The 17,030-nt window shown below is 42.6% G+C and carries 12 protein-coding genes; 4 read left to right on the top strand and 8 right to left on the bottom strand.

Annotated features, from left to right (window positions below):
- Positions 1-38: 38 nt before the first annotated feature.
- The 3 genes from DXC10_RS03595 to DXC10_RS03605 are packed head-to-tail and all read right to left on the bottom strand — an operon-like array spanning position 39 to position 3,285.
- Entirely contained in the window at positions 39-1,280 is a 1,242-nt protein-coding gene (locus tag DXC10_RS03595; protein ID WP_101542346.1) for an ABC transporter permease, read from the bottom strand.
- Positions 1,281-1,285: 5 nt separating this feature from the next.
- Positions 1,286-2,545, bottom strand: coding sequence for an ABC transporter permease (locus DXC10_RS03600; RefSeq protein ID WP_117737329.1), 1,260 nt, complete (start codon positions 2,543-2,545; stop codon positions 1,286-1,288).
- 23 nt (positions 2,546-2,568) lie between these two features.
- Positions 2,569-3,285 carry an ABC transporter ATP-binding protein gene (locus tag DXC10_RS03605; protein ID WP_117737330.1) on the bottom strand — a complete coding sequence of 239 codons (717 nt, stop codon included), beginning with the start codon at positions 3,283-3,285 and terminating at the stop codon, positions 2,569-2,571.
- Positions 3,286-3,461: 176 nt separating this feature from the next.
- Between DXC10_RS03605 and DXC10_RS03610 the strand changes: the two genes are divergently transcribed.
- On the top strand, positions 3,462-4,442 hold the full coding sequence (locus tag DXC10_RS03610) for an ROK family protein (RefSeq protein ID WP_101542457.1): 981 nt from the start codon (positions 3,462-3,464) through the stop codon (positions 4,440-4,442).
- Positions 4,443-4,512: 70 nt separating this feature from the next.
- Here the strand turns inward: DXC10_RS03610 and DXC10_RS03615 are convergent, their stop codons facing one another.
- The 4 genes from DXC10_RS03615 to rplS all read right to left on the bottom strand — a co-directional run bounded on the left by DXC10_RS03615 (position 4,513) and on the right by rplS (position 11,254).
- Positions 4,513-5,490, bottom strand: coding sequence for a discoidin domain-containing protein (locus DXC10_RS03615; protein ID WP_233519860.1), 978 nt, complete (start codon positions 5,488-5,490; stop codon positions 4,513-4,515).
- 7 nt (positions 5,491-5,497) lie between these two features.
- Positions 5,498-5,770 carry a hypothetical protein gene (locus tag DXC10_RS16470; protein ID WP_233519861.1) on the bottom strand — a complete coding sequence of 91 codons (273 nt, stop codon included), beginning with the start codon at positions 5,768-5,770 and terminating at the stop codon, positions 5,498-5,500.
- Positions 5,771-6,734: 964 nt separating this feature from the next.
- Positions 6,735-10,778, bottom strand: coding sequence for a glycoside hydrolase family 2 TIM barrel-domain containing protein (locus tag DXC10_RS03620; protein ID WP_117737331.1), 4,044 nt, complete (start codon positions 10,776-10,778; stop codon positions 6,735-6,737).
- A gap of 122 nt (positions 10,779-10,900) precedes the next feature.
- A complete protein-coding gene (gene rplS / locus DXC10_RS03625; protein WP_022011470.1) occupies positions 10,901-11,254 on the bottom strand; it encodes a 50S ribosomal protein L19 in 354 nt (117 codons plus the stop codon).
- A 239-nt stretch (positions 11,255-11,493) separates the two neighbouring features.
- On the opposite strand from rplS, the gene DXC10_RS03630 reads away from it, so the two are divergent.
- Genes DXC10_RS03630 through DXC10_RS03640 form a run of 3 tightly spaced genes read left to right on the top strand, consistent with a single transcriptional unit; the run spans position 11,494 to position 16,213 of the window.
- A complete protein-coding gene (locus DXC10_RS03630; protein WP_117737332.1) occupies positions 11,494-12,264 on the top strand; it encodes a 5'-nucleotidase C-terminal domain-containing protein in 771 nt (256 codons plus the stop codon).
- A gap of 28 nt (positions 12,265-12,292) precedes the next feature.
- Positions 12,293-13,141, top strand: coding sequence for a bifunctional UDP-sugar hydrolase/5'-nucleotidase (locus tag DXC10_RS03635; protein ID WP_101542351.1), 849 nt, complete (start codon positions 12,293-12,295; stop codon positions 13,139-13,141).
- A complete protein-coding gene (locus DXC10_RS03640) occupies positions 13,142-16,213 on the top strand; it encodes a glycoside hydrolase family 3 N-terminal domain-containing protein (protein WP_117737333.1) in 3,072 nt (1,023 codons plus the stop codon).
- A 124-nt stretch (positions 16,214-16,337) separates the two neighbouring features.
- On the opposite strand, the gene DXC10_RS03645 is transcribed toward DXC10_RS03640, so the two are convergent.
- Entirely contained in the window at positions 16,338-16,967 is a 630-nt protein-coding gene (locus tag DXC10_RS03645) for an outer membrane beta-barrel protein (protein WP_101542353.1), read from the bottom strand.
- Between the last annotated feature and the right edge of the window lie 63 nt (positions 16,968-17,030).

Below are 17,030 nucleotides of genomic sequence, written 5' to 3' on the forward strand. Positions count from 1 at the left end.
CTTATCACCCTGGCACTTCATGGCTTTACCACTCGTTATCACTCATCCCTTATCGCCTCAATCGGCTTGATGGCCATGGCACGATAAGCAGGAGCCAGTCCGGCAAGTACTCCAAGGGCAATCAGAAGAATACATGTCCCGATGGCTAATCCGAAAGATACCTGATAGTGGGTTTTGATAACACCCGTTTCGTTGGTAGCGCTTTCCAATATTTGCAATATGAGAACTGCGAAAGATATTCCTGCCATTCCGGCAATAGTAGTCAGTACCATACTTTCCGAGAGAATTTGTTGCAGAATATCCTTGGGGCGTGCACCGATGGCACGGCGGATACCAATTTCCGTAGTGCGTTCCTTGACGGTCACCATCATAATATTCGATACACCGATAGCACCGGCAAACAGAGTTCCCAGACCTACCATCCATATCAATATACGCGTCCCCATCATCAAGTTGTCCATCATGGAGAACATCGCTTCGGCGTTCAAGAACATCACAGCTTGCTTGTCATTCGGGGAGATATAATGAGCTTCCTTGATAAGCGCTTCTATTTTGGGTTGAACATCTGTCACCTTAACTCCCGGCTTCATGGTGAAGCAAACCACATCTATCCTTTTCCCCAGATTATAGGTTTGCTGCATGGTAGTGAAAGGTAGGGTAATAGCCTCTGATGCTTGACCTTGTATGTTGATATTCCCTTCGGACGAACACATGCCGATAACCCGATAGTAAATGCCATTAACCCGTATGAACTTTCCGGTCGGATCTTCTCCCGATTTAAAAAGGCTCTCGTATACACGTTTACCTAAGACGCATACCTTTCGCGATTCCCGTATGTCTACATCGTTGATGAAGCGCCCGTAGGTCATTTCCTGATGTTCTATATATTCATATTCAGGATATAATCCTTTTACGCTACATTCATATTTGTTTTCACCGTAAACGGCTGTTTGTCCCCACATGGCAAACGAAGGAGTTGCCAATTCTATTCCTTCTACACTGCGCACTCTGTCTACGTCATCTGTTTCTACGTCCCACCAACGCCCTTTGCGAAATCCTTTGTAGGCTTCGCTTGTCTTTTGCGCCGCAACGAAACCGGAGTTAGTGGCAAATCCCTCAAACTGTTGCTTCATCTGCTCCTGCATGCCCTGTCCGCCACCAATGAGTGCCACCAGCATAAAGATGCCCCAGAATACGCCAAATGCCGTCAGCAGGCTTCGGGTTTTATTTCTTGTGATAGTGAGGAGGATTTCCTCACATGTATCCAAATCTATTCTCATAATCTTTAATCTGCTCTAAGTGCTTCAATAGGACGAATACTCACTGCTTTCTTGGCGGGGAAGAACCCTGCCAATGTACCTGCGATAATCAGGGTAAGCGTAGCTTGAATAGCTATTTGTATGTCGACTGTAGGGTCGGAGAACATCCGTGCCTGAAACATGCCGGCATCTACCGTCTGGCTGCCGAAGGCGCTGTTCATCCATTCCGTTACCCCAATGCCTGCCACCATACCTATATAGCCGAAGAAGGTGGTGATAGCTACACTCTCTACAATAATCAGCCAGAGGATAGAGATGGGTTTGGCGCCCAACGCTTTGCGGATACCAAATTCGCGGGTACGTTCCTTGACGGTAATCAACATGATGTTCGATACGCCTACAATACCACTTAACAAGGTGAAGATACCGATTACCCAGATAGCCGTGCGCAGAATCCCCATGGCATTTTGCGTTTTCATAAAACTTGTCATACGGTTCCATATCCAGATGGCACTGCCGTCAGTCGGGTCAAACCGGTGGTTGGCGGCGAGGACTTTGCGATATTCGGCTTCAAAAGCGTCGTTATCTTCTATGCTGTTCAGGTTTTTGGTAGTAAAAATAATATTATTCAGTTTATCCCCTTTATTGTAGATGGTTTGCAGGGTTGAGAAAGGTATATAAGCATCGCTGGAACCTTGGTCGCCTTGGTCGTTGTAGATTCCGACTACCTGATAGGCTACCCCGTTGGCGTTGACAAACTGACCGAGCGGATTGGTATGCGTTTTATTAAAAAGAATTTCTGCGGATTTTTTATGAAGGATAATCACTTTCCGCCGTTCTTTCAGGTCATTATGGTTAATGAACCGTCCATCAGCCGTTTTTACGGTTTCCACTTCGGTGTAATTAGGATATACGCCCATTAGTGAAACGTTGATATATTCTTGCCCGAAACTGATGTTTATATTGCTCTGCCGCAAGGTGGCTCCGGCACTGATAACATTTTCGGGGAAACTTCTCTCGGTTGAGCTAAGGTCCTTATTGTCCAAGCGGACACGTCGCCCTTCTTTTAATCCGTCATAGGACTTGGTTGTCCAACCCGGATAAATGCGGATGGAGTTCAACGCTCGTTCAGAGGAGTTCTGCTCAAAGGCATGTATAATGCCGTTTCCGGCTCCCAACAGTACGATGAGCATAAAGATACCCCATGCTACCGCAAAACCGGTAAGGAATGTGCGTAGTTTGTTGCGTTTGATGGTGGCGTATATTTCTATCCAAAGGTCTATCATATATATAATGTGATGATGTTTCTTTACTTCATATATCCGTCTTTTCCGAATGGCGACGCGTCATGGTTCAGATTTTCCTCTATACTGCCGATAATTCCATCCTTGATGTGGATAATCTTGTCCGTCTGGTTGGCGACTCCACTTTCGTGGGTTACTACTACGATGGTCATACCCGTTCGGTGCAGGTCTTTCAGGATTTGCATCACCTCCACGGATGTCTTGCTGTCAAGGGCGCCGGTAGGCTCGTCGGCAAGGATAATCTGAGGATTGGTAATCAGGGCGCGGGCAATGGCAACACGCTGTTTTTGTCCGCCGGACATTTCATTCGGCATGTGGTTTGCCCATTCTTTTAATCCCAAGCGATCCAGATATTCCAGCGCCATCGCATTCCGTTTCTTGCGGCTCACTCCCTGGTAAAAGAGGGGAAGGGCTACATTCTCTACCGCGTTCTTAAAAGTTATCAGGTTGAAGGACTGGAAGATGAAACCAATCATCCGGTTGCGGTACTCGGCAGCTTTGGTTTCACTCAGGTTCTTGATAAGGGTGCCGTTTAGATAATATTCTCCGGTATCATAATTGTCCAGAATACCCAATATATTAAGTAAGGTGGATTTTCCGGAACCGGATGCTCCCATGATAGATACGAATTCTCCTTTTTGAATATCAAGGTTAATACCCTTGAGAACGTGTAAAGGTGCTCCGTTATTGTAGGTTTTATTAATGTCTTTTAGCTGTATCACGATTTTTCCTGTTTTATACTTAGCTCTTATTGTTTTTCATAATTAGACGCACATAGGTTACAAAAAGTTGCAAGTAGGACGAAGTTTTTTAAAAAAAGATTTTGCAATGTCGTTTTTCTTTGTGTAATTTGTAACCATAAATGTTATCAACTAACCCTTTAAACAAAAGTTATATCATGAATTCAAACATGGAAAAGCCCTATGTAGTGGGTATTGACATAGGCGGTACGAATACCGTCTTTGGTATTGTGGACGCACGCGGAACAATTATTGCTAATGGTTCCATTAAGACGGGGGCTTATGTACAGGCCGATGATTACGTCGATACAGTATGTAAAAATCTTCTTCCGTTGATTATTGCGAATGGTGGTGTAGACAAGATAAAAGGTATCGGTATTGGTGCTCCTAACGGTAATTATTATAGTGGTACCATCGAATTTGCTCCTAATCTTCCTTGGAAGGGAGTCATCCCTTTGGCTGCCATGTTTGAAGAACGTCTTGGCATTCCTACTGCACTGACAAATGACGCTAATGCTGCTGCAATCGGTGAAATGACATACGGAGCCGCACGTGGTATGAAAGATTTCATCATGATTACTTTAGGTACCGGTGTGGGTAGTGGTATTGTTATTAACGGTCAGATGGTGTATGGTCACGATGGTTTTGCCGGTGAATTGGGACATACTATTATACGTCGTGAAAATGGTCGTGTTTGCGGTTGCGGACGTCATGGTTGTCTGGAAACTTATTGTTCGGCTACCGGTGTGGCGCGTACAGCGCGTGAATTCCTGACGGCTCGCACAGAACCCAGTTTGTTGCGTTCTATTCCGGCAGAAAACATTACCTCAAAAGATGTATATGATGCTGCTGTTCAAGGTGACAAGTTAGCTCAGGATATTTTTGAATTTACAGGAACCATTTTGGGTGAGGCTATTGCTGACTTTATCGCTTTCTCAAGTCCGGAAGCGATAATCTTGTTCGGTGGATTGGCTAAATCAGGCGATTATATCTTCAAACCTATCCAAAAGGCTATTGATGAGAATGTTTTGACTATTTATAAAGGTAAAGCTAAATTGATGATGTCCGAATTGAAAGATTCTGATGCTGCTGTGTTGGGTGCCAGTGCATTGGGTTGGGAATTAAGAGATATCAAGTGAGTTTTTTTATAATAAGAAGAAAATCCTCCTGAAACCGATGAAACGGGGAAGGAGGATTTTCTTATGAATGCTAAAATATCTGTTTCCCGTTTTCCATCCAAAAGACCTGTTCTTCTTTGCCATGAGAAAGGTTACGCAACCAAAGTAATGCGTTCTTGGGTACATTATTGAAGTCCAGATAACGTTCGCTTGCTATTTTTTGTCCTAATGATACCCAACCATCTATTCCATTCTGATAAAACAGCTCATATGTATTTCCAGGAGTGATATAGTTATCGTCATTTCGGGGAACGTAAACTAATTGTGTTATATTTTCTGGCTTGCCTAGGTCAAGAGTGACGTATCCCCCCTTTTCATTCGACCAGAAAAAACTTAAAAAATCCCCGTCGGATATATTATTTCTTCTCATTGTTTCATGCCCGAATCTTGGTTCGCTTCCTTTTATAGCTTTCGGTTCTATTTTTTCTTTTTTATTAGTGAACCTGAATAAAAATAGCTCTCCGAGTTGTGCATATCTGTCTTTGGCGGCAGTGAAGCGTACATACCTGTATTTTTGTTTTGGTGTACAAGATACTGCATTATAGTTTGTTTTTGGTGTATCCACTATCTGATACAATAATTCGGAATGTTTAAAATCAAGCCTGTTGGATGCTTCAAATTTACCTCCGATCATATCAAACATATAACGGAGGGGCCAATAACGCATAGGGTATTTACGGTATAATCTTACCTTTTCCGTTTTATTCTCCGGTCGATAGTAGAAAATACCGGTATTTGTCAATTTGAAAGGATACCCTATTTCCCTGTAGCCGGTATTATTATTTCGGGTAAGTGGGAGATAGATTATTTCTGGTTCTACGTTTTTTATTATTGCCCGCTTTCCATGTGAAGTAGCAATATCAATCGGTTTCCACTTTAGTCGTGCGAAAAAAACTATATAAAGATATTCGTCACGAGTTTTTTCCTGAAGTTCAACCTTTGCTTCATTTTTTCCGAAATACTCACAGGTTACATCTTTTAGGTAGGGGTTTTTCAGTGCAAGTGGCATATTCCTGTCAACCAGTATTTCCGGTCTTTTCTCTTTCTGTAGTCCAAAATACTGCCTTCAAACTGTCCAAATCACTACCCGCATAGGCGTAATAACGGGGCATATTCTCAATCAGAAAGCAGGCTGCATGATATTTCCGACCACTGTCTTTATAATGCGTCAGGACTTTTTCCAACTCCGATCGATTTTCTCCTGCAAACTCCAAGGCATATTCCAGACGCTTAGTGTGGATGCAAGCACAACAGGAAATAGACAATAATATATATAGGAGAACTTTCATTATAATGTTAATGTAATAGTCGTTTATTCTTAATAGTGAAATGGTTCAGCTCTTCATCACTGAATTTGTTTACTAACTCTGGTTTGTTTAATATCAAAATCCATTTCATAAAATTCTCTTTCCAGTATATATACGAATTACAGCGGGTATTTGTCCCTGTATAAACAGCTACTGCATCTGTTACTGATAATTTGCGGGTTGCTTCTTCATTTATTTTATTCAAAGCTTTTACCGGTTGTGTAGGGCTTTGGAGCTCATTGTCAGGTATTCCTCTTTTAGTTAATTGGGTCTTGTCTAATCTGGTTTTGGTTGTTCATAATAACTTCTCATCGCTGCAAATACAGCTTCAAGTCCTTCATTGTGTTTCTCCCCTATTATTTTATACTGTTGCGGAATGTTCAATTCTGATGTCTCTTTAGAATGTTCATCATATACCTGTCATTAGTGCAGCTTAAAACAAAAAGACTCACAAATGTAACGACGCAAAATGCGTGACTAATTTTCTCATAATTTTAAAATTAAATAGTTAATAAAAGTGTGACAGCTCAATCTCTTGTTGAACATAAATATGCTTCTTTATTTGTCTTATCTGTTATATACCAATATTGAAAACAAGAAGAAAAGACAGACCGTATACGGTTAGCAATAAAGATTCCTGATGGAATCCGATATTGAACCGCAGTGTACATTCATTTTTCTTTTTCAACCGGTTTTTCCGCATTCTGAAAGAACTCATTGCTACATGGTAAACTCGGTTGTTTTAGCATGGCTCATCCTTGTCCATGGTGATAAGATGAAATTGACTCAGGAATTGTACAGATATTCATCTTCATTGGTATGATGTAATATATCATAAGACAGTGCCACCAAATTGGCACTGTCTTGCCTCTCTAATGGCACAACTTTGCCACTTCGATGGCACGGCTGTGCCAATATAGTGGCACAACTTCTGTTCTTTATGACATCAGTCGGCGATCACAGAGAACTCGGCGCCACCGGCAAAGTCAGCTCCATTTTGCGAGCTAAGTCCGGTGAAACGGAGATATCGGGCTTGTACCGGCTTTTCCAATAAGACACGTTGTTGTTTCTTGTTATAGGGGAAAGTACCTTTAAGGACTTCTTTCCAATTTTTACCATCATTACTCACTTGCAAACTATAATCCTTAATGTCTCCATTGGTACCACCATCTTGACGGGGAAGATAGATGAAACCTTTCATCACTTTGGTTTCTCCGGCATCAAAGTCTACCCAATGTGGATATTTGGCTACAGTGACGGAATACATGGTGTGCCATTTGGTATTGGCATTGCCGTCTACCAAATGGGTGGCATCCCCCTCACCGGTTTCTTGGCTTGATGCATAAATCACTTCTAATGGAATGCTCTCTATCTTGCTGAACATCATCGAAGTAGCAATGTTGGTATTATCTTCGTAGGCAGCCGTCACCACGCCACCTTCGCGTAGATTGAAAGGTTTGGTATAACGTTGTTTTTTCTTGTTCCCGTTCAGAGTATAGACTATTTGGGCGTCAGATTTTGAAGAATGGATATTGACCATTCCGCTGCGGCTGCGTGAAATGGACAAAGGAACTTCACCTGCTAAAGAGACGTTGGCGGTCTGGGTGAATGCGGCTTGCCGTACGGGACGGATTAGGAAACTCATGGTATGATTACCCGCTTTCACACGGTCAAAATTTAAAGGCCCACCTTGTCCGCAACTGTTACCGCCAAGTCCTGTCACCGCCAAATCCAGATGTAAATGGGTGGCAGTGGATTTAGGTAACTGATAGGGATGAGGGGCAAGAGTCATTTCTACAGCCGACCAAGGTAATGCCGAGACAGACATCCGGTTGCCTGAAAGAAATTCTACGCCATTGCCTGTCTGGTCGGTCAGGGCACACCAGCGTACTTCTTCACGATTGCCCATACTTTGCGGTTTCGGGAAGTTGATAAATTGCTCCTTCACGCTACTTTGATACATTTCGATGAAAGCACCGGTATGGCGGTCGTTGTAGTTGTTCCAAGGGCCACGGCCATAATAAGTGTATTGTTGCAATGCGGAAGGAACTTGCATGGAATATCCTAGGCGGGCGAGTACAAGGGAGGCATCGTTAGAGGTGATACTGGATTGCAGTTCGATAGAGCCATCGGGATAAACAGTCCATATTTGGCTGGTAATGAATTTGAAATCATCGGGACCGAACGGGTGGTCAGTGAGCTCTTTAATAGAGTATCTGCCGGAGTTACCTCCTTCGATAACTGCGGCATTGGGGGCTTGTGAAACTATCGTATAGATGAGCTGCAGAATATTTCCATCTTTTGGGGAAGGCTGTACCAAAGTACGTTTGATGGCTTGGTGCCTCAGGTTGTGAAGTCCTTTTTCAAACCATTGGCGATAGGCCCAGTTGTCGTTGTCTGTGGGAGCGCGAAGGGCATCTATCTTAGGACCTTGTCCGTCGCAAATCATCTTCTTACCATTGTATTCCAGACTGTAGATGGTTCCTTCTTTGTTGTCAAACTTCACACAGAAACCTTTTCCGGTGATAGTGGTGAAGTTTCCGGTTTCGTTTATTTCCGGTTTCTCGGCAGTGGCGGTCAGTTTTTTTATAGACGGCTTTTCACCGGCGGTTTTCACTGCCAATTGTTCTTCCATCTGTACGAAACCTGCTTTTGCCCAAGGCATATCGCGAAGCAATACAAATTGTACCTTTACGAAATATTCGCTTTCGGTTTTCAGATTTCCGTAGTTGTAGGGAAGATGGCAGATGGCTTTAGCACGGGGACCAATTGACTTGCATACTTCGAGGGAAGCTTCATTCTCGTCTATCTTCTTTCCATCTTCATACAAAGACCACACTAATTTATAGTTGTCCAGTGCGGTAAAATAATTCTTGTTGAAGATTTCAATTTTTCCATTTTGCAGGTCGATAGCTTTTACACTTACATTCTGATACACTTTCTTTACTTCATAGTAAGCCGGTTTGGGAGAATGGTCGGGCAACAGGATACCGTTCATACAGAACATTCCGCTATTCGGCTTGTCATTGAAATCACCACCATATGCCCAGTAACGGTCTCCGGTTTTAGGGTCATAATTGTACAACGCCTGATCTACCCAGTCCCAGATGGCAGCTCCACAAAAGAAGTTGGTAGACTCTATCGCGTTCCAGTAGTCTACCAGATTACCTACCGCATTTCCCATGGAATGGGCATATTCTGATACATGGAACGGATATTTGATGTTGTACTTACCCGTGACAGCACCACGCATCCATGCAATGGATGGATATTGGTTGGATCCCATGTCTACAATACTATTGTTACGTTCATATTGGACGGGGCGGGAGGAATCGAAGGTATGCAAGGCATTATAGGCACTGATGAAATTCTTTCCCGGGCCGGCTTCATTACCCAGTGACCATATCACTATAGAAGGATGGTTTACGTGGGAGTGGGCCAACTCCATGACGCGTGCCACGTGTGCCGCCTCAAACTCTGGTACATGGGACAGGGACGCATTGCCATAATAGTATTCATGACTTTCAATGTTCGCTTCATCTTCCAGGTAGATTCCGAATTTGTCACACAGGTAGTACCAGTAAGGTTCACAGGAATAATGTGAGTTGCGCACATGGTTGATATTTCCCCGTTTCATCAGCATGATTTCTTCTTTCATCTGTTCATGGCTGATGGCATTACCTACAGCTGGGTTTATTTCTTGACGGTTAACTCCTTTTAATTTCACGGTTTTTCCGTTGATATAATAATAGCGTCCTGCCAAATTGAATTCGTCGTTACTTGCCGAAGTATCTTTGATTTCTACCTTGCAGAAACCGAATGCGGTGGAGAAAGTTTCTATCACTCTGCCCTTCTTGTCTTTTAGCTGACCCACCAGTACATAACGGTAAGGTGTTTCTGCTGACCATTGCTTGGGAACGGCAATATTTAGAGTCGTGATGATAGAAGTCTTTCCGGCTTTATCCAATTCGGTAAGGTTACCGGTTGCACTTACATCATTCACCAGAGTGTTTTTATCGGAATACAGTTTATTGGCGTAAACCGAATAGGCAAGGGTGTAATCTTTCACTTTCTTATCGCTAAGATTACGTACGTCAGCTTCCACACGGATGATACCGTCCTTGTAGTTGGCATCCAGTGTGGGGAATACACGTAAATCACGTACTTGTACCTTGGCGGTGGAAGTCAGTGATACCGAACGGAAAATGCCTGGTAAGCGGAACATATCCTGTGCTTCGAGAAACGAACCGTCTGAATTGCGATAGACCTCGACTGCCACTATATTCTCGCCTTCCTTATTCAGATAAGGGGTAATATTAAAGGAAGCGGTGTTTCGTGAATTTTTGGAGAAACCGATGTATTTCCCGTTTATCCAGAGGTAGAAGAAAGAGGATACCCCATCGAAGTTGATATATACTTCGCGTTCTGTCCAGTCGGCAGGAACGGAAAAAGTACGACGGTAGGAACCTACTTCATTACGGTTTTTGTAAGTTGTCCAGTCGTGCGGAGGAGTACGCATTACTCCGCCTTTCCAGTCGTCCACAGCAACTTTGTGCTGAAAAATGACCGGTTGGTTGGCATAGACGGGTGTCCCATATTTCAGGCTGCCGTCTTTCTGGATACCTGCTACGTTCCATTGCATCGGTACGCTGACGTCATCCCATGCGGAAACGTCGTATCCCGGCTGATAAAAGTCGCTAGGGCGTTCATCGGGATTTCCCACCCAGTGAAATTTCCATGTTCCGTTGAGTGAATAGTAGTAACTGCTGTGTTCTGGCAATACTTTCCGGGCACTCTCTGTATCGTTAAAGGTGAAGAACCAGGTGTGTGGTTGTTCTTTGTTCAGGGCCAATAACTCGGGAGATTCCCATTCTTTTCCTGAAGGAGCAGAGACATTGGCGTAATCAAATCCTTTCAGCCCATCGGCAAGGAGATTACTTGCGAAGCAGGTATATGCCAGGCAACAAATCAATTTCTTTTTGAATTTCATAGATTTTTAAATGTGTTAAAAGAAATACAATGATAGTGATTTTTTGGTTAATGGAAAAATAAAAAGAGACTGAATTCCAAAGAACCCAGTCTCTTTTTATTTTGAAATAAGAGATAAAGAAATTATCCGTTAACTCTTTTTTCTTTAATTCTTGCTTTCTTACCGGTAAGAGCGCGCAAGTAGTACAATTTAGCGCGACGAACTTTACCCACTTTGTTCACTTCGATGCTGTCAATAGCCGGTGATTCGATCGGGAAAATACGTTCTACGCCTACAGTTCCTGACATTTTACGTACAGTAAAACGTTTTTTGTCTCCATGTCCGGCAATCTTGATAACAACACCACGGTATAACTGTACACGTTCCTTGTTACCTTCGATAATACGATATGCTACTGTTACTGTGTCACCAGCTTTGAAGCTCGGGTGCTGTTTTCCGGTAGCAAATGCTTCTTCTGCAATTTTAATTAAATCCATTGTTGTTATTATTAAATTGTTTGATCGTTACAACGCAACATACCAGGCTTCTCTCTTGGTGTCCTGACAGCGATTGCGCGAAAGCGGTGCAAAGGAACGAATTATTTGGCAGATACACAAATGTTTTATGTATTTTATTTGGACTTGGGCTGAAAAGGAAAGTTACGAAAAAGAATTCCTCCTTTCTTTGCTTCAAGGTAAAGAAAAAGTATATTTGTAGCAGTTTAAAACAAACGAATATGAAAAAGAAAACATTAAAGTTCGTATCTGGAGTGGCATTAGGTGTATTCCTTTTGTTGACATCTTGTCATTCTACTTATGAAGTGACGAAAGCGGAAGGAAGTATGCAATCTATAGATTCCACGTTGGATGCTGAACCCGATGCGGAAGCAGTGGCATTGCTTACGCCTTATAAGGTAAAGATAGACAGTATGATGTATCGTGTGGTAGGCACGGCAGAAATGTCTATGGACAAGGGTGTGCCTGAGAGCCTGCTTTCTAATCTGGTGGCAGATGTGCTACGTGAAGCTGCTGTACGAGTACTAGGTAAACCTGCGGATATGGGACTTGTCAATATGGGTGGTTTACGCAATATATTAACCGAAGGTCCTATTACTTGTGAGAATGTCTATGAGATATTACCTTTTGAGAATTCTCTTTGTGTACTGACTTTGAAAGGTGTCTATTTAAAAAAACTTTTTGAGAATATCGCTGCGCGTTATGGCGAAGGCGTCAGTGGCGTGAAGCTGACAATCTCTAAAGATGGTAAGTTGGTGAAGGCTGCAGTAGCGGGTAAGCCAGTGGAAGATGATAAACTATATACGGTTGCTACTATCGACTATCTGGCTGATGGCAATGATGGTATGGCCGCTTTGCCTCAGGCTGAAAAGAGGGAGTGCCCGGCTAATGCTACATTGCGTGGCTTATTTATGCAATATGTAGAGAAACAGACTGCTGAAGGTAAGAAAATCGCTTCACGCATGGAAGGGCGTATTACGGTTGAAAATTAAAGAATACTAATTAAAAACTATAGGTTAGATGAAACGTATATCCATATATTGTTTACTGGTCGTTTGCCTGATATTTACGGCATCGGCACAACAGACCAAAGAGTTGTTTATTTTACAGACGAGCGATACGCACAGCCGTATCGAACCTATTAATCCACATGCCGCCGATAGGTATGCAGGTATGGGAGGAACAGTACGCCGCGCTACTTTTTTGAAAGAATATCGTGCCGAACATCCTGATGTCTTGCTTTTTGATTGTGGTGATATTTCGCAGGGTACTCCATATTATAATCTTTTCCGGGGTGAAGTAGAGGTAAAGATGATGAACTTGATGGGATATGATGCTATGACTATAGGTAACCATGAGTTTGATTTCGGTTTGGAGAATATGGCGCGTTTGTTTCGTATGGCTGATTTCCCGGTGGTGTGCGCCAACTATGATGTAAGTGGAACGGTACTTGAAGGTTTAGTGAAACCATACACTATATTAAAACGTAACGGACTTAAAATCGGTGTTTTTGGCCTTGCTCCCAAAATGGAAGGATTGGTACAGGCTGATAAATGTGAAGGAGTCGTTTATAAAGAACCCGTTGCGGTGGCTCAAGAGGTAGTAGATGTTCTGCGGAATAAGGAACAATGCGATGTTGTTATCTGTCTGTCCCATTTGGGTATACGTAGTAACAATGGAGATTCTGATGAGAAACTGGTTACGGAAACCTATGGTATTGATGCTATTCTGGGAGGGCATTCTCATACCTTTATGCAAAAACCTGCTTTCTATATGAATGCTGATGGTAAGAGTATACCGGTATTGCATACCGGTAAGAGTGGTATATACGTCGGAGAAATGAAGTTGATATTGACTGAGAAGAAATAAATGAAGAAGCTGTTACTATTTGTGCTGTTGATTTTAGGATGTTATGGACGCTTTGCTTCCGAAGCTAAATACCGGCCTGTTCCGTCTGTTCCCGTAACTTCCGTGGAACCGTTACTACTCCGTTCCATACAAGATGGAGTGCGATGCCAGCAATGGGTAGACTCTGTTTTAAACAGGTTGAGTTTGAAAGAACGAATAGGACAGCTGTTTATTTATACCATCGCTCCGCAACAAGATAAACGTAATAAAGAATTGCTACGTAAGGTGGTGGAGGATTATAAAGTGGGTGGTTTGCTTTTTTCTGGTGGATTGATGCAAAATCAGGTAGCGCTTACCAATGAGGCACAACGTATGGCAGATGTTCCTTTAATGATAACTTTTGATGGTGAATGGGGACTATCTATGCGTTTGCGGGGTACACCCGTATTCCCGAAGAATATGGTGTTGGGTTGTGTAAGGAATGATTCTCTTCTTTATGAATATGGGTGTGAAATGGCACGGCAATGTCGTGAAATGGGGGTACAGGTTAATTTTGCTCCGGTAGCGGACGTAAACATCAATCCTCAAAATCCGGTTATTAATACCCGTTCTTTTGGTGAGAGCCCGGTAAATGTTGCCAATAAAGTGATTGCATATGCCACAGGATTGGAAGATGGAGGAGTGCTTTCTGTTTCTAAACATTTTCCTGGACATGGTGATACGGATGTAGACTCGCATTATGCCTTACCTACTTTGCCGTTTACGCGTGAACGTTTGGATAGTGTAGAACTTTATCCTTTTAAAAAAGCGATTCATTCCGGCTTAAGTGGTATTATGGTAGGGCATTTGGCTGTTCCGGCTTTTGAAACGAACAATGGCGTACCTTCTTCCCTTTCGCGTAATATAGTTTATGACTTGTTGACTCGTGAATTGAAATTCCAAGGTCTTATTTTTACAGATGCCCTTGCTATGAAAGGGGTATCGAATAATGCGACGCTTTGTTTGCAAGCTTTGAAAGCAGGAAATGATTTGCTGCTTGTTCCCCGGCGTATAAAGGAAGAGGTTGAAACTGTACTTGCTGCTGTAAAACGTGGCGAACTGAGTGAAGGAGATATAGAAGAAAAATGTCGTAAGGTACTGACCTATAAATATGCGTTTGGACTATCGAAGAAACCTTTCGTCCGTCTTTCCGGTTTGGGAGCCCGTATTAATACTGCGTATACCCGTGACTTGATACGGCGTTTAAAGTTGGCTGCCATTACTGTTCTGGGAAATAAAACAGGAATATTGCCACTGGATCCTGTTATAAAAGAGGTTGCAGTGCTCAATGTAGGTGATACGAAAGAAATACAGCCGTTCATCAGGCAGATATCAGAATATACTCATCCGGTGGAATTCCAATTAGGAAAAGAACTTTCCGATTCTGCACGTACCAATCTGAAAAATAAACTGTCGCAGTTCAAACGTATTTTGGTATGTGTAACCGAACACAGACTGACACCTTATCAATCTTTCTTTGCGGAATTTGCTCCTGATGTTCCAGTGGTATATTTATTCTTTATTCCCGGAAAACAAGTGTTACAGATACATCGGGGTGTTTCGGCGGCTGGAACGATGATACTTGCCCATTCTTCTGATGACGAAGTACAAACCCAGGTTGCCAAGATATTGTATGCAGATGCTGTTGCGGATGGAAAACTTTCGGCAAGTATCGGTAACTTGTTTGCTGCCGGTGAAGGAGTAGTGCTCGGAACTGGAGCAGAACCTCGTTTTGTACCCGAAGAATATGGGCTGAATTCCCGCATGTTGGCTCGGATTGATACCATTGCCGAACAAGGTATTCGAGAAGGGGCTTATCCGGGATGTCAGGTGGTAATTTTAAAAGACGGTAAAGAGATGTACAGTAAAACTTTCGGTACTCATACATGGAATACGCTGGTAGATAATCAGGTAGGTGTTTCACGTCCTGTACAGACCACGGATGTTTATGATCTTGCTTCGTTGACTAAAACAACTGCTACTTTGCTTGCCGTGATGAAACTCTATGATAAAGGGCGTCTTAACTTGACTGACCGTGTGTCTGACTACCTACCATTTCTGAAAGATACTGATAAACGGGATATTACGGTAAGGGAACTGTTGTTCCATCAGTCCGGCTTACCTTCTACGTTGTTGTTCTATCAGGATGCTATTGATGAAGATAGTTATAATGGTACGTTGTTTAAAGTGAAACCGGATAAACTGCATCCTACCCGTATCGGGCGTCAGACTTGGGCTAATCCGAAATTCCGGTTCCGTGAAGGGTTGACTTCAAAAGTACCCACAACCGATTGTGCCTTACAAATTTGTGATAGCTTATGGTTGAACCGTGCTTTCAAGAAAGAATATCTTCAAAAAATTGCCGATGTTCCCTTGAGAGATAAACGTTATCGCTATAGTTGCGTAGGCTTTATTTTGCTGCAACAATTGGTGGAAGTGCGTTCGGGAATGCCACTGGATGAGTTTCTTGCCAAAGAATTCTATATGCCGATGGGACTGAAACGAACAGGCTATTTGCCTTTAAAATTTTTACAGAAAGATGAAATAGTACCTTCTTCTGTAGACCCGTTCTTACGGAAAACAACTTTACAGGGATTTGTACATGATGAATCGGCTGCTTTTCAAGGAGGAATTTCCGGCAATGCAGGTCTGTTCTCTACTGCGGAAGAAGTAGCAAAGATTTATCAGATGCTTTTAAATGATGGCGAGTTGGACGGTAAGCGCTATTTAAGTAAAGAAACTTGTCGTCTTTTTACTACAACAGTTTCAAAAACAAGTCGTCGTGGCTTAGGTTTCGATAAGCCGGATATGCAGAACCCTAAAAGTAGCCCTTGTGCTCCTTCCGCCCCTATATCTGTTTACGGTCATACCGGTTTTACGGGAACCTGTGCATGGGTTGATCCTGATAATGGTTTGATTTACGTTTTTCTCAGTAATCGTGTCTATCCGAATACGTGGAATACGAAGTTGCAGGAATTGGAAATACGTGAGAGAATACAGGAGGCAATGTATCAGGCTCTGTTGACTTCTCGTTCCCCTAAAGGAACAGAATAATTTGTGAAATAAATCCTATTGATACAATCAAAGGGAGTCAATCCCGTCCACACGGAATTAACTCCCTCTTTTCATACTTTGAAACAATTAATTTATTCTCGGTTAAACTTTAGGTGTATTTCTGTTAGAATGCAATACCGATACGTAAGCCTAAGTTGTTCATACCGTCTACACTGTAAGTGAAGAGGTCACCTTTGTTTGTTGCGTAGCTATAGTAGGCAGCGAAGTGTAACCCCGGTCCGTAAGCCCATGGATAAACGTTAAAGCCGATTTCTGGAGATACATAGAAACCCCATGTATTGGTATGGGCTTCAAATACGTTGAAAGCTGACTTCAACTGTGCATATTGTGCGCCCAGTTTTACACCTAGATATGGTTGGAAAGCACCACCGCGATTCCATTGATAACGGGAAGCAAGACCGAAGGGTAATTGGAATACAGTATGTTGTTGGTCGGTATTCAAACTACCTCCTTCACCTATGGGAAGAGTCTGACGACCTACATATTCGTGATTACTATGATAAGCGAGGAAACCTCCTAACGCTATATTGGGAGTCAGAAAGTAACCACCTTCAAAGCTCATTCCCCATCCACTGCCTTTATCTGCAAAGTTGTTGTTTAAGGGAAAGTTGAATTGCCAATCGATGTTGGCATAACCGTTATCGGTCATCTGTGCCTTTACCGGCATGGTGAAGACTAACACGAGGGCGGCAACCGCCATTACCCTCAAAGATATATATTTTAATGTTTTCATACTTGTTCTTATTTAAAAAATTCAACGACAGCTATTCTTATATGACAGAAAATGTCAACAATC

Origin of the sequence: Bacteroides sp. OM08-11 (assembly GCF_003438665.1) — a bacterium.
GTDB classification, from domain to species: domain Bacteria; phylum Bacteroidota; class Bacteroidia; order Bacteroidales; family Bacteroidaceae; genus Bacteroides; species Bacteroides cutis.